The sequence below is a fragment of the Pseudomonas sp. Root71 genome, from assembly GCF_001429045.1.
In the GTDB taxonomy this organism is placed as follows: Bacteria; Pseudomonadota; Gammaproteobacteria; order Pseudomonadales; family Pseudomonadaceae; genus Aquipseudomonas; species Aquipseudomonas monachiensis.
On the sequence record NZ_LMHY01000002.1, the window covers coordinates 45,632 to 58,724 of the forward strand.

Sequence of the window (13,093 nt, forward strand, 5' to 3'; positions counted from 1 at the left end):
TGGAGAAAAATCATGATTCGCAAGCACTACTTGAAAGCCCTGGCAACGCTGCTCATCGCCGCCGGCGTGCAGTGGGTGACGCTACCCGTCTACGCGACCGAGCAGGGTGAGCAGCGGCGTGAAGCTCGCGATACCCGGCAGGATGGGCGCTCTACTGCCCGGCAAACCAAGGATGAATGCAGAAAGGGCAGCGACAAGAGCAACGTGGAATGTCGCCAGGACAAGCGCAGCACCAAGCAGGATACCCGTCGCACGGCCCGGGATATCAAGTACTGATCGTTAGTGTGGGGCCTGTTTGCGCTTGCCGGCAGGCCGGTCAAGCGCTTCGGGATATCGAGAGATGGTGGATGTCCGCTTCGATCCAGGGTGGACATCATCGAAATGCGCTGTAGTCATGGTGGTCGTTTGCGCAAGAACGATGATGCAACCGTAAAGCCACCATGTTCTGGCTTGAGACTCATCCGAACGTTACCAACACCTTGGCCGATTCATCTGCACGCGCGGCGGTAGCGAAGGCTTGCTCGAAGTCTTCGAAGGCGTAGCGATGACTGATCAGCGCGGTGGTGTCGATCCGGCCGGCGGCGAGGATCTCCAGCACCTCGCCAAACTCGGTGGGATAGGCCATGGCGGTGGTCACTTCCATCTCCTTGCCCAGCGCCATCGCCAGATCCATGGCGACCGGTGCGTGATGCACCGCCACCACCGTCAGATGCGCCCCGAAACGTGCGCGCGCAATGATTTGGGGAATGACCGGCGCTGCGCCCGACACCTCGATGAATTCGTCGGTATCCACCACTGGCATCCCGTAGAGCGTGCTTGCGCCATGGCGCTGGCCGATTTCAGCCCAGAGATCGCAGTTGTCGGGATTGAAGGTGGCGTTTGCACCGAGCGCGCGCGCACGTTCTAGACGTGAGTCCACGCGATCGACGGCAATGATGTCCGCGACGCCGCGCAGACGGAGCATTGCCACGACGCCGAGCCCGATGGGGCCCGCGCCGAAAACAACCACCTTGCTACCAGCGCCGGCACGCGACCGGTTGACGCCGTGCAGCGCGACGGCGAGCGGCTCGACCAGCGCAGCGGTTTCGAAGTCCAGGGTGTCGGGAATGGGGTAGACCGACGACTCGGCCATGACATTGCGCACGAGAATGTGCGAGGCGAAGGCCCCAGGGCCGCCGGAGCCGATCATGTTCGCAGGCGTCGTCGGGTTGACCACCACGCGCTGGCCTTTATGCAACGCCGTCACTCGCGCGCCCACCTCCTCGATCACGCCCGAGAACTCATGCCCGAGCGACAGAGGACCATCGCCCCCCATCGGCAGGCCACCGGCGCGCGCATAACCGAGGTCAGAGCCGCAGATACCGCAGACCACGACCTTGACCACAATATCGTCCGGCCCGGCACTGGGGCGTTGTACCTGTTCGACACGAATATCGTCAGGACCGTGAACCGTTGCATGAAGCATCAATTTCGTCATAGTGGATTCCTTCATTTCAGATTGTGATCCAGGCGCGCTTGCGCGCCGACAGGCGAATGGCGTCGAGCACTTGTTGGCCACGCGCAGCGTCGTTGAATGTGGCGGCGCGCTCGGGGATCGCGGGTGCGCGATTCTCGATCCGCGTGCGCATCTCGGCGAACAGGCGCGCATAAGGCGCAACATCGAAGCCCATGGTGTGCCAGCGGTCCTGCTCGGTCTGGATCAGCTCTGCGACGGGAAAAGCTGTCGGCATTGCGTTGACCAGATCCGCGGGCATCTCGATGCGCCGCACGCCATCGGCGTCGCTCACCCAGACTTCTTCGGGGTCACCAAACGTCGCGCCGCTCTGAATCCACGCGCCGCCTGCGCTGCCCACCACTTTGGTGGCCATCACCAGCGGCCCCGGCGCGGCCAGCGCGGCGATGATTGACCCGGCAACACCGCTGTCCGTTTCGAACTGCACGGTGTAGCAATCGTCGGCGGTCATGGTGGGGCGCCCGGGCGCCAGCGTCTGCAACATGCCGCAGACACAAGTGATGGGGCCGAACATGTATTCGACCTGATCGATCATGTGCGAGCCGAATGCGCCAAGGAAACCGCCGCCCTGGTCGGCGTCCTCCCACCAGTCGCTGAGTTTGCTTGTCGAGTCCTGCAGGCCCGGTTGATGGTAGATGCGCAGGAAATGGCGCGGCGTGCCGATCAGTCCCGACTGAACAACGCGCCGCAGCAGCGCCTGCGCGCTGTCGAAGCGGAATTCGGCGCCGAGCAGGTGATGAACACCGGCCTTTGTCGCGGCTTCGCGCATCTGCGCTGCTTCGGCGGCGTCGCGGGCAAAGGGTTTTTCGCACACGACATGCCGCCCGGCGGCGATCGCGGCCATCACCGGTGCATAGTGTGCATGCGGGGGCGTTGCCACCGTAACGAGCTGGATCGCCGGATCAGCCAGCACCTGGGCCAGGCTATCGGTCGCCAGTGGGATACCCAGCGGCGCGGCACGGGCGATGGTGCGGGCACGGTCTCGGCCGACGATGGCGCGCACCTCGAACCCGGCCTCGCGCAGCGCGCGGACATGGGTGAACAGGCCGAAGCCAGTGCCGACCACTGCGGCACCTATGGGATGGGTCATCAGAGGTCGCCTCCATGCAGGACGGGATTGAGCGCCACGATGCGGCACCGCGTCATTTCGCTGGACAGCACGCTCATTGCGCCACCTCGCCACTGATGATCGGCACGATGTCTTGCAGCGCCTCTTCACCACGTTCTTGCAGCACGGTCAGCGCAATACGGCGCAGCGTTACCTGCGGCGGCTCGCCCTGTGTGCCAATCAGGCGCAAACTCATGCCGCCATGGACATGTCCGAAGGACTGGACCCAATTGCCGGCGATGCCGGGCTGGCCTTGCGCAACGATGACGCGCACCGAGCCGTCCTGGCGATAGCTGGCCTTGTATTTCTGCACGCAACCGCCGCCGTCCTCGTAGTTGTCGAGGTTCTCTTGCCAGATCGAACAGAGCTGGAATATCCAGTAATCACAAGCTGAGGGCAGGAAATCGATAACCAGCGCCTCGTCGCCAGCACACTCCCAGGTACCGAAGCCGTGGTGTCGGTCCGGCACGCCGCCATTGGACAGGTACACCGCGCGGTCGAAGCGGATGCGGTTTGGCCGCTGGCTGAGATTGTCCTGCCACCAGCTGCGCACCAGTTCGCAATAGCCAAGTACCATCTGGCCCGCCTTGGCGAGCGCATCACTTATTTCGGCGGCGGTGACGGGACGAGGTTGCGGGCTATCGATCCGTTCGATGGTGAAGTGAGGCGGCGCGGTATTCGCGCGATCATGATAGAGCGTGCGCACCAGGAGACCGACGCAGTCCGGTGAGATCGACAGCCAGTCGCGCCCGTCAGCGGGTTTGTTCTGGCTGACAACGATCTCGAAGTTGCCCTGCGTATCGAACTTCACCTGGCGTGAGGAGATGAAGCCGGTGGTCTGCAGCGCAGCGGGATCGAATTCTCCAAGACTGGCCACGCCGCGCGAGGCCCAGTCCTGAGCGCCCGGATGGCGCGGTTGTGGTGCGCGCCATGAGGCGATGACGAAGTACGGCAGCCCGCCGCGATGACCACGAATGAGATAGTCATGACTACCGTCGACGAACTCGGCAAGCAGATGATCCTGATCGGGAGACTGGAAGTTGATGGACTGGCGCCAGGGCGCATCGCGCAGGCGCGGCCGTTCTGGCTCGCAGTTTTCCAGGTAGCGTTCGAAACCGTTGCGCATGAGCCGGGTCATGAATCGATACCATTCGGCGCGGTCGAGGGTATCGGCCTCGGCGCCGAAAGCATCGACCCTGTGGCCGGCCTGGCGAACGGTTTCGCAGAAGTCGTCCCATGCACGGCCGGACAATAGGCGTTGCGTAGCTTGATCGGTCATGACCGCTCTCCTTCGATGCGCTCTGGCTTGACCGAGAAGCGCTCATAGTAAAAGCCGAATCGCTCGCGCAAAGCGGCTATATCCACACCGAAATCGCCTTTCAGGTCATAGATGACGCGACCATGCTTGCCCCGTGGATTGGCGTTCAGATAGGCCTGGATCCGTGCCTTGGCATCGGCGGTCAGTGGCAGGCCGGCCATGGCATAGATGCGTTCGATCACCGTCTGTTGGTCGGCCATGTAGTCGTCGAAGAGCACATCGAGCGATTGGCCGACGGGAACACTGTCCCGGTCCCGAACACAGGCACGCAGAAGATGTTCCACTCGATCTGTCCAATAGCGCGCCAACGCCTTTACGTCGACGGTATGGCGGCGGATGCGGTCGCCATAGGCGATCATGGTGATGGCGGACTGGAGCACGGCAACGGGGTCGCGATGGGTAATGACGAGCGTGGCGTCGGGATAGGTCGTCATCAGCGGCCGCAGGTTCTCCATGTGCGGCGGCGATTTCATCACCCATCGGTTCGGGCCCTGGAGCCAAGTGAGCGCCTGCAGGACTCGGCGACCATAACGGTAGTGCGGCGTTTGATCGTGGCTGTAGTAGTAGTCGCGCCAGCGACACGGGCGAGACTGCCATTCCGGCAGATAGGAGGAGAAGTCCAGGCCTTGCAGTTCGATGTCTTCATGCACGTGGGTGGGGGACATTTCGTGCATCGCCGGCATGAACGGCAATATGGCTTCGAATTCGCCCCAGGCCTGACGGGTACGAACGATGCGCGGATCTTCCCCGCCTGGCGTTTGGTCTTGTGGCGCAGGAATCGGCTCCATCGCTTCCCATAGCGGCATCGAGCGCAGTCGCGGATCGGCTGCCAGGATGTTGACCAAGTGGGTCGTGCCTGAGCGGGGAAGGCCGGCGACGATGATCGGCCGATCAATCGTGACGTCGTTGATTTCCGGGTTTCGCTTCGCCAGATCTTCGAAGCGCAGGCGCGAAGATGCGTAGCGCACGGCATCGCCGAACATCCCCGCGCGCCCCAGGGGGCCGAGCTCCGTATCCTCGTCAAAACTCTTCAGCCAGATTCGCAGCCGTTCGCGGAAGTCCTCCGAACCGAAGTCGGAAAGCCCCGTGCGCTGGCATGCGGCTGCAAGGACGGCCTCCTCGCGCATTTCCACGGGGGGGACGCCCGCGATCGCTCGACGCTGCCGCTCGGTCAGCTCGGGGGCGCCCAGGTCTGTGATACGGATGATGTCAGGTTTCATGCGCTGCTCCATAAATGTGAGGAGAGGTGTTGGCGACAGGCAGTACAGGAAGGGCCGACGCCGGACTCAGCCGGCGACCGTGAAACCGCCGTCGACAGGCAGTGTCTGTCCAGTGATCCAGCCGGCGGCGGCGCTCGTCAGGAAAAGGACTGGACCGGCGATGTCCAGCGGCACCCCAAGGCGTGCTGCCGGCGTACGCGCAAGCGTGGGCGCGGACCACTGCGGATTGGCAACAGTCGTCGCCGTCATGCGGCTTGCGGTAAGCCCCGCCGCGACCGCGTTGACGCGAATGCGTCCGCCCCAATGGACCGCCAGTACCCGGGTCAGCCCGACGACGCCAGTCTTTGCCGCGCCATAGCCAGGCACCACATCGATCCCGAAGAACGAGCTCATTGATGCAATGCCGATGATCGAAGGGCCGCCTGGCAGCGTGCTCTTCAGGAGTTTGTCGGCGCAGCCATGCGCCATGCGATAGCCACCGACCAGGTGCATGCGCACCGCGCGTTCGAAAACGTCCGGTTCGTACTCGTCCAGGCCACTGCTTGGCAGCGCAAAGCCGGCGTTGTTGATGAGGATGTCCAGGCGCGGCAGCGCTGCTGCGACGGCAGAAATGTTGTCTGCGTTCTCGATGTCGAGCTGCAAGTAGCGGTAGCCGTCGAGGTCAATGTCGTAATCGGCGGCGCAGGGCCGGGTGCCGGTGATCGTCACTTGCGCACCTGCTGCTCGGTACGCTGCGGCGATGCCGGCCCCGATGCCACTGGTGCCACCGGTCACCAGGACATGGCAATTGTCGTAGTCAAACTGAAGGTTCGGCCAGTCGGCCTGTTGAGTGTTCATGGGGCGTTGCCTCCAATAGGTACACCTGATTGCTGCGGCGCAATGGGCCAGTCGATCAGGAGCAGCAGCTATCGCCCCGGCCGACTGGCGGTTCAAGATAAGGCGATAGTATTAAAAGCATTCGAGCTGCGAATAGTCTTAACGGACGATGATCCATGCAATTGCGAGATCTACCTTTAAAGCCAGTTTAAGTAACAAGGCTTAAAAAAGAGGTGGGCGATAAACGTCCACACGCAATCGCACCTCGAGTGACAGGGCCGGTCATCGGATTCTCGGTGGCATCACGACCCAGCGCAGAGGAAGGAGGAAATACATGCTGACGCACTTGCAGCGTCTTGAGGCCGAGAGCATTCACATCATGCGAGAAGTGGTCGCTGAGTGTGAGAACCCGGTAATGCTCTACTCCGTCGGTAAGGACAGTGCAGTGATGCTGCACCTGGCCCTGAAGGCGTTCCACCCAGGAAAACTGCCGTTCCCATTGCTGCACGTCGACACGACCTGGAAGTTCCGCGAGATGATTCAGTTCCGCGACGCCATGGCGAAAAAGCACGACTTCGACTTGCTCGTCCATATCAATCCCGAGGGGCTGGAAAAGGGCATCAGCCCTTTTTCCCATGGTTCGGCCATACACACCGACATCTGGAAAACCGAGGGATTGAAGCAAGCGCTGGACAAGCACGGCTTCGATGCGGCCTTCGGCGGCGCACGGCGGGACGAAGAAAAATCGCGAGCCAAGGAACGGATATTCTCGATCCGCTCCGAGCAGCACCGCTGGGATCCCAAGCTGCAACGCCCCGAGCTGTGGCGGATGTATAACGCCCGCAAGCACAAGGGCGAAAGCGTCCGGGTGTTTCCCCTGTCCAACTGGACCGAACTCGACATCTGGCAATACATCTATCTGAACGACATTCCGATCGTGCCGCTCTACCTGGCGAAAGAGCGACCGGTGGTGGAGCGCGACGGCACGCTCATCATGGTCGATGACGAGCGCATGCCACTGAATGACGGCGAGGTTCCCGAGATCAGGAAAGTGCGTTTCCGCACGTTGGGTTGCTACCCGCTGACCGGCGCAATCGAGAGCGAGGCCGACTCCTTGACGGCCATCATTCAGGAAATGCTTCTGGCCAGGACGTCCGAGCGCCAGGGTCGCCTGATTGATCACGACTCCGCGGGCTCGATGGAGAAAAAGAAACAGGAGGGGTATTTCTAATGGCACACGTATCCGATTTGATTGCCGAAGACATCGAGCAATATTTGAAATCCCACGAGAACAAGAGCCTGCTGCGTTTCATCACCTGCGGCAGCGTCGACGATGGAAAAAGCACGCTCATCGGGCGCCTGCTCTACGAATCGAAGATGCTCTTCGAAGACCAGTTGAGCCAGCTGGAAGCGGATTCAAAGAAGGTAGGAACGCAAGGTGGCGACCTGGATTTCGCACTACTGGTCGACGGACTTTCCGCCGAGCGTGAACAAGGCATCACCATCGATGTTGCCTATCGCTTCTTCTCGACCGACAAGCGCAAGTTCATCGTGGCCGATACACCGGGCCACGAGCAATATACGCGCAACATGGTCACCGGAGCCTCGACAGCGGATGTCGCCATCATTCTGATCGACGGGCGCAAAGGGGTGCTGACCCAGACGCGCCGACACAGCTATCTGGTGTCGCTGATTGGCATTCGCCATGTCGTGCTGGCGATCAACAAACTGGACATGGTGGGCTACTCGAAAGAGATCTACGACAAGATAGACGCGGACTATCGCGCTTTCGCCAGCCAGATTGGCTTGCAGAATATCGTCACCATCCCGATGTCAGCCCTGAAGGGCGACAATATCACCGAGCCGAGCGCGAACACCCCCTGGTACCAGGGGCCGACACTGATGGGGTACCTTGAGACGGTGCAGGTAGAGGATGCTGCGGATCAGTCCGGGCCGTTTCGCATGCCGGTGCAGTGGGTCAACCGACCGAACCTCGACTTCCGCGGCTATGCCGGGATCGTTGTCGGCGGCAGCGTCAAGCGCGGCAATCGCCTCCGTGTCCTGCCGTCGGGGAAGGAAAGCCGGGTCGCACGTATCGTGACGCGCGAGGGTGACCTTGAGGAAGCCGTCTCTGGCCAGTCGATCACGATTACGCTCGAGGACGAGATCGATATCAGCCGGGGCGACATTCTCGCGACGATCGATGCACCGGCCAGGGTGGCAGACCAGTTCGAGTCGACGATCATCTGGATGAGCGATGAACCGATGCTGCCGGGCCGCCCCTATCTGTTGAAGATCGGCACCAAGACCGTGACGGCCACCAGCGCGACACCGAAATACAAGGTCAACGTCAATACGCTCGAGCATCTCGCCGCCAAGACACTGGAACTGAATGAAATCGGCGTTTGTAACCTGAGCTTTGACCAGCCAATCGCATTTGACCCCTACAAGGAAAATCGCGATACCGGCGGTTTCATCATGATTGACCGCCTGACCAACAATACGGTCGGCGCCGGACTCCTGCACTTTGCCTTGCGTCGCTCGCAGAACATCCACTGGCAGGCGATTGACGTAAACAAGCAGGCGCACGCCACACTCAAGGGGCAGAAGCCTTGCGTACTCTGGTTTACAGGTCTGTCGGGTGCCGGCAAGTCCACGATCGCGAACCTCGTCGAGAAGAAACTGCATGCGTTGGGCAAACATACCTATCTGCTTGACGGTGACAACGTGCGCCACGGTCTCAATAAAGATCTCGGATTCTCCGAAGCCGACCGGGTCGAGAACATCAGACGCGTAGGTGAAGTCGCCAAGCTGATGGTCGATGCGGGGCAGATCGTCCTGGTGTCCTTCATCTCTCCATTCCGATCTGAACGCAGAATGTCGCGCGAGCTGGTGGAGCAGGACGAGTTCTTCGAGGTGTTCGTCGACACGCCGATCAGCGTGGCAGAACAGAGGGATCCAAAAGGTCTCTACAAGAAAGCTCGCCGTGGCGAACTGACGAATTTCACCGGCATCGATTCCCCCTACGAGCCGCCGGAAAACCCGGAAATTCGCATCGACACCACCGCTTGCTCTCCCGAGGAAGCAGCCGAACTGATCGTCAGCCATCTTGTCGCTCGCGAGGCCCTATGAATCGCTACGTTGCATTCAATGGGGATGCCGATGGACTCTGTGCGTTGCAACAACTGCGGCTTGCCGCGCCTGACGAGTTCGCCGGCGCAAGGCTGCTGACCGGTGTCAAACGCGACATTCAGTTACTGCGGCGTATCGAAGCGTGCGAGGGGGATGCCATCACCGTACTCGACATCTCCCTCGATCAGAATCGTACCGATCTGCTTCGCCTGCTTGGGGCAGGCGCAACGGTGCGCTACTTCGATCATCATCACGCAGGGGAGATGCCTCGGCATGGGCGCTTCGAGCCTTATATCGACGAGGCTGCCGACGTCTGCACCAGCATCCTGGTCGACCGCTATCTTGGCGGTCGCCATCGTGCATGGGCGATTGCCGCGGCATACGGCGACAGCCTGCCTGAGGTGGGCTGCACCATGGCCAAGGCGCAAGGCATAGATGCTGGAGCGGCCAGGGTCCTGGAGCGGCTCGGCCTCTATCTCAACTACAACGCTTATGGCGAGACCGTTGCCGATCTGCATTTCGATCCGGCCGAGCTGTCGACCCTGATGCAGCCCTTTGTCGATCCGCTGGAGTTCGTCGCAGGCTCGGACGCCTACGCGCGGCTGGCGGTTGGCTATGAGGAGGACATGGATCTGGCACGCCGGCTTACACCGACACGCCAGGTGCCCGGCGCGATGCTGCTGATGTTGCCAGACGCGCCATGGGCACGGCGGGTCATCGGAACCCTGGCCAATGAGCTGATGCAGGCACAGCCAGATCGCGCGCTCGGTATCCTGTCGCCCAAAAGGCAAGGTGGATTCACGGTAAGCGTGCGCACTCCCGGACATAGTCCGGTGGCTGCGGCTGACTTCTGCCGCACCTTTGACAGCGGCGGTGGCAGGAAACTGGCGGGAGGTATCAATCATCTGCCCGAATCGGAAGTCGACCGCTTTACGTGCGAGTTCGAAAGGAGCCTCTCCAGGTAGCAGTCATTACCCCAGTAATGTTTACAGCTGCCTCATGAGGGCAAGCTGTAAACGTGGGCTGGAGCCTGTTCGGGTACGTCAAGGCGGGAAAGAAGGGAGACAGTTTCGGGCGACATGGGGCTCGCCAGCAGTGCCACCAGGCAGTCTTCGATGTTCTTGATGAACAACTCGGTGTCCATCACCAAGGTCTTCTTATCACTCGCATCAAGCATGCGAGAGTGATCGGCAAGCCCATGGAGGAGCAATACTGCCGCCAAGTGCAGGCGCTGCTGGGCCACAGACTCCGGTAGGTCCTGGAGGACCCCGAGCAGCGCCCGCCTCAACCGATCCACCTGACCCAGATTGAGCGTGGAAGCGCGCAGGTTCTGTACGGAGAGCGTATGCACCGCCACCAGTTGGGCATCCAGTCGGATAAAGTCCTTCCCTCCGTTGGGATCGAACATCTTGTCGGCCACCGGATACATCAGCGCGCGGACCACGTCTCGCACCGAGGGGCTACCTCGCTTCTCCAGTTCATCGAGCAATGCGTTGCGCCGAGCGGCAATACCAGGTTCATGCTTGTCGAGGATGGCCTGCAGCAAGCCGTCCTTGCTGCCGAAGTGGTAATTCGTGGCGTTCTTGTTTCGCTGCCCGGCGGCTTTGTTGATGTCGCTTAACGACACCCCTTCGATACCGCGCTCGGCGAACAGCCGTTCGGCAATTGACACGAGCTTTGCTCGAGTGACGACGCTTTTCAGTGTCAAACGTTCGATTTTCCTGACTTGCTGGGTCATCACACCAATCTTTTGAGTCGACCAATGGTACGAAACGAATCGCAGTTTAACATCGGCCATAGGGTGGATCGTACAAGTAAACTCACCGACCGGCCGGTGCGCTTCGCAGGACGCAAAGTTACACGATCTGGCAGGTAGGCCCACCTCCTTTCAGACTATGGATCCGGGTGTTGCGCTCAATCGACGACGGCACTTATTCTCGACCATCTCCAACACTAATAAATATAAAAGGATTGTCCATGCAGAGCCTCAGCCTCGAGACGTTCAGCGAGTTCGTCGGCAATCTCTATCAAGGACCGCTGGAGAACATCCCCTGGACGACCTTCCTCAACCGGCTCAATGTGCATCTGCAAAGCAAGTTCGTCACCTTCATCCTGCGCCCGCCGAGTCAACACGACACTGGCCTGATGATCCACACCACGGGTTCCTCAGCCGAAATCACTGCCTCCTATAACCAACACTTTTTCGCCCTCGACCCCTTTGTCGACCTGCCCAACCGCCAGGTCGTTACCCTGGCCGAATTCGTCTCCCACGACGATTGGCAAAACTCCGAGTTCTGCAAGAATTTCCTCGAACCGCAGGACGTGTTCCATGTCCTCGGCGCCGACATCAACACTGCCGACGGCGCTCAGTGCCGCATCCGCATCAGCCGCGGTCGAGACGACAGTGCCTTCAATAATGATGAAAAGGCCCTGTTGGCGCAGTTCATTCCGCACCTGGAACGCTCGATCGAGATCCATATGCGCTTGAACCGCATCGAAACCGAGCGCAACCTCTATGCCGGCGCGGTAGATCAGATGGCGGTTGGCACGATCATTCTCGACGAAGCCGGCAAAGTGCTGCGGACCAACCAGGTGGCCGACCGCCTGATCCAGGAAAAAGACGGTATCAAGCTGGTCAACGATGGCCTGCAGATCGGCACCGCGCGGGACACCCAAGAGTTCCGGCGTCTGGTGAAACAGTCGCTGCTCTCACAAAAAAGCGGTAACCCCTCGGTGGTCGAGGCCTTGCGCGTGCAACGGCCTTCGGGCCGCGCTGACCTGGGCATCATCGTGCGCTCGGTACCGTTGTCAGACTGGAGCGAAGGCAAGCAGTGCCCGGCAGTGGTGATCTTTATCAGCGACCCGGAACAGCAATCCAGTGCACCGCAAGAAATTGTCCGCGCCCTGTTCGACTTCACCCCAGCCGAAACCCAACTGGCCATGCTGCTGGCCAACGGCCTGACCCTGGACGAGGCCTCCGAAGAACTGGGCATCAGCCGCAACACCTCACGGGCACACCTGCGTTCGACTTTCTCCAAGACCGGGGTGACCCGCCAGACCATGTTGGTGCGGTTGATCCTGCGCAGTGTAGCGACCCTCGGTTAGGGTAAGCAGTAGCCGTGTTGGATGCAGTGTATTTCACTGAACTTCAGGCACAAAAAAAGACGTCCGTGGACGTCTTTAGATGATGAAGTGGTGGAGCCGGGGGGATTTGAACCCCCGTCCGCCAGTACTCCGCTGTCGGTACTACATGCGTAGCCGTGTCTATTAAGTTAACCCTCAGCGACCCGACGGGCAGGGTGCTTTGGGCGAGTTGTGTAAGTTTTAGCCGCTTCGTCCACAACGTACTGCACGGCGATTCTGTTCTATATGACAATCACTTTGGGTTTACAGACATCCCCTGGTGATTGCTGGACCCGAAGGTACCAGAAGCTCAGGGCTAAGGCTGCTTACGCAGCGAGAGCGAATTCCTGGCCGTAGTTATCGTCATTGGCAACTATAAGTAGTTGCAACAGTGGATTTACGAGTTCTGTTACCAACTCGGCATGCACCTAAAGTTTCGCAACCGGCGTCGAATCCTAAACGGCCCCGAGCCTGATGCTCTGTGAATCAAGTGAGCAGCAGGCCTGTACAGTGTACGTCATCACGCCCCGGAAGGCCAACCCGAAGGTTGACCACCACAGATCATGGGTTTGGTTGGTTGCCCTGACTGTCAGCAAGTGCCAATGCCTGGGTGGCCTCGGTGACGCATTTTTTGTCGTCCCCGGAGGCTTGTGAGGCTTCGGCGCTGGACATCAGCCTTTTGATCTCCATTGAGGTGTTTGTGGCGGTCGCCGGCAGCGCATTCACTTTGCCTTTGAGCTCTTGCAACTTGCTCGTACAAAGGTTGTTGTCCGCAGCAAATACAGGAGAGGCCAGCATGGCGGCAGCAATGAACAGGCCAGCGAGTGTGGTGCGTTTCATGGGTATCTCCTTGAGCTGATGGT

12 protein-coding genes and 1 other RNA gene are annotated in these 13,093 nt (G+C 60.4%); 5 read left to right on the forward strand and 8 right to left on the reverse strand.

Features of this window, described 5'->3' with window-relative positions; genetic code table 11:
* The first annotated feature begins 12 nt into the window (after positions 1-12).
* Positions 13-276, forward strand: coding sequence for a hypothetical protein (locus ASD95_RS03450; protein WP_056728174.1), 264 nt, complete (start codon positions 13-15; stop codon positions 274-276).
* Between the two features lie 181 nt (positions 277-457).
* On the opposite strand, the gene ASD95_RS03455 is transcribed toward ASD95_RS03450, so the two are convergent.
* The 5 genes from ASD95_RS03455 to ASD95_RS03475 form a co-directional block, all read right to left on the reverse strand.
* A complete protein-coding gene (locus ASD95_RS03455) occupies positions 458-1,477 on the reverse strand; it encodes a zinc-dependent alcohol dehydrogenase (RefSeq protein ID WP_201783896.1) in 1,020 nt (339 codons plus the stop codon).
* 16 nt (positions 1,478-1,493) lie between these two features.
* Positions 1,494-2,603: a Gfo/Idh/MocA family oxidoreductase gene (locus tag ASD95_RS03460; RefSeq protein ID WP_056728176.1), complete on the reverse strand. Its 1,110-nt coding sequence runs from the start codon at positions 2,601-2,603 to the stop codon at positions 1,494-1,496.
* Between the two features lie 73 nt (positions 2,604-2,676).
* The gene (locus ASD95_RS03465) at positions 2,677-3,900 is read right to left on the reverse strand and encodes a hypothetical protein (protein WP_056728180.1); all 1,224 of its coding nucleotides are present in this window, start codon (positions 3,898-3,900) and stop codon (positions 2,677-2,679) included.
* Positions 3,897-5,159: a sulfotransferase family protein gene (locus tag ASD95_RS03470; RefSeq protein ID WP_156385880.1), complete on the reverse strand. Its 1,263-nt coding sequence runs from the start codon at positions 5,157-5,159 to the stop codon at positions 3,897-3,899. The genes ASD95_RS03465 and ASD95_RS03470 overlap by 4 nt, the downstream gene beginning before the upstream one ends.
* 66 nt (positions 5,160-5,225) lie before the next feature.
* On the reverse strand, positions 5,226-5,996 hold the full coding sequence (locus ASD95_RS03475) for an SDR family NAD(P)-dependent oxidoreductase (RefSeq protein ID WP_056728184.1): 771 nt from the start codon (positions 5,994-5,996) through the stop codon (positions 5,226-5,228).
* Positions 5,997-6,276: 280 nt separating this feature from the next.
* On the opposite strand from ASD95_RS03475, the gene cysD reads away from it, so the two are divergent.
* The 3 genes from cysD to ASD95_RS03490 are packed head-to-tail and all read left to right on the forward strand — an operon-like array spanning position 6,277 to position 10,072.
* Entirely contained in the window at positions 6,277-7,206 is a 930-nt protein-coding gene (gene cysD / locus ASD95_RS03480; RefSeq protein ID WP_223542537.1) for a sulfate adenylyltransferase subunit CysD, read from the forward strand.
* On the forward strand, positions 7,206-9,107 hold the full coding sequence (cysN, locus tag ASD95_RS03485) for a sulfate adenylyltransferase subunit CysN (protein ID WP_056728188.1): 1,902 nt from the start codon (positions 7,206-7,208) through the stop codon (positions 9,105-9,107). Before cysD ends, cysN begins: the two co-directional genes overlap by 1 nt.
* The gene (locus ASD95_RS03490) at positions 9,104-10,072 is read left to right on the forward strand and encodes a hypothetical protein (protein WP_056728190.1); all 969 of its coding nucleotides are present in this window, start codon (positions 9,104-9,106) and stop codon (positions 10,070-10,072) included. The genes cysN and ASD95_RS03490 overlap by 4 nt, the downstream gene beginning before the upstream one ends.
* Positions 10,073-10,104: 32 nt before the next feature.
* Here the strand turns inward: ASD95_RS03490 and ASD95_RS03495 are convergent, their stop codons facing one another.
* On the reverse strand, positions 10,105-10,845 hold the full coding sequence (locus ASD95_RS03495) for a TetR/AcrR family transcriptional regulator (protein WP_056728191.1): 741 nt from the start codon (positions 10,843-10,845) through the stop codon (positions 10,105-10,107).
* A 239-nt stretch (positions 10,846-11,084) separates the two neighbouring features.
* On the opposite strand from ASD95_RS03495, the gene ASD95_RS03500 reads away from it, so the two are divergent.
* Complete coding sequence (locus ASD95_RS03500) at positions 11,085-12,212, forward strand: helix-turn-helix transcriptional regulator (RefSeq protein ID WP_056728193.1); 1,128 nt, start codon at positions 11,085-11,087, stop codon at positions 12,210-12,212.
* An 88-nt stretch (positions 12,213-12,300) separates the two neighbouring features.
* Here ASD95_RS03500 and ssrA read toward each other — a convergent pair.
* Positions 12,301-12,697, reverse strand: a transfer-messenger RNA (tmRNA) gene (gene ssrA / locus ASD95_RS28285).
* Between the two features lie 94 nt (positions 12,698-12,791).
* The gene (locus tag ASD95_RS03505; RefSeq protein ID WP_056728194.1) at positions 12,792-13,070 is read right to left on the reverse strand and encodes a hypothetical protein; all 279 of its coding nucleotides are present in this window, start codon (positions 13,068-13,070) and stop codon (positions 12,792-12,794) included.
* Positions 13,071-13,093 lie beyond the last annotated feature (23 nt).

What these genes read in the sequence shown, in the direction of transcription:
- ASD95_RS03495 (WP_056728191.1), bottom strand. Translation starts at nt 10,845, where the DNA reads ATGACCCAGCAAGTCAGGAAAATCGAACGTTTGACACTGAAAAGCGTC.
- ASD95_RS03490 (WP_056728190.1), top strand. Translation starts at nt 9,104, where the DNA reads ATGAATCGCTACGTTGCATTCAATGGGGATGCCGATGGACTCTGTGCG.
- cysN (WP_056728188.1), top strand. Translation starts at nt 7,206, where the DNA reads ATGGCACACGTATCCGATTTGATTGCCGAAGACATCGAGCAATATTTG.
- ASD95_RS03450 (WP_056728174.1), top strand. Translation starts at nt 13, where the DNA reads ATGATTCGCAAGCACTACTTGAAAGCCCTGGCAACGCTGCTCATCGCC.
- ASD95_RS03505 (WP_056728194.1), bottom strand. Translation starts at nt 13,070, where the DNA reads ATGAAACGCACCACACTCGCTGGCCTGTTCATTGCTGCCGCCATGCTG.
- ASD95_RS03460 (WP_056728176.1), bottom strand. Translation starts at nt 2,603, where the DNA reads ATGACCCATCCCATAGGTGCCGCAGTGGTCGGCACTGGCTTCGGCCTG.
- ASD95_RS03455 (WP_201783896.1), bottom strand. Translation starts at nt 1,477, where the DNA reads ATGACGAAATTGATGCTTCATGCAACGGTTCACGGTCCTGACGATATT.
- ASD95_RS03470 (WP_156385880.1), bottom strand. Translation starts at nt 5,159, where the DNA reads ATGAAACCTGACATCATCCGTATCACAGACCTGGGCGCCCCCGAGCTG.
- ASD95_RS03475 (WP_056728184.1), bottom strand. Translation starts at nt 5,996, where the DNA reads ATGAACACTCAACAGGCCGACTGGCCGAACCTTCAGTTTGACTACGAC.
- ASD95_RS03465 (WP_056728180.1), bottom strand. Translation starts at nt 3,900, where the DNA reads ATGACCGATCAAGCTACGCAACGCCTATTGTCCGGCCGTGCATGGGAC.
- ASD95_RS03500 (WP_056728193.1), top strand. Translation starts at nt 11,085, where the DNA reads ATGCAGAGCCTCAGCCTCGAGACGTTCAGCGAGTTCGTCGGCAATCTC.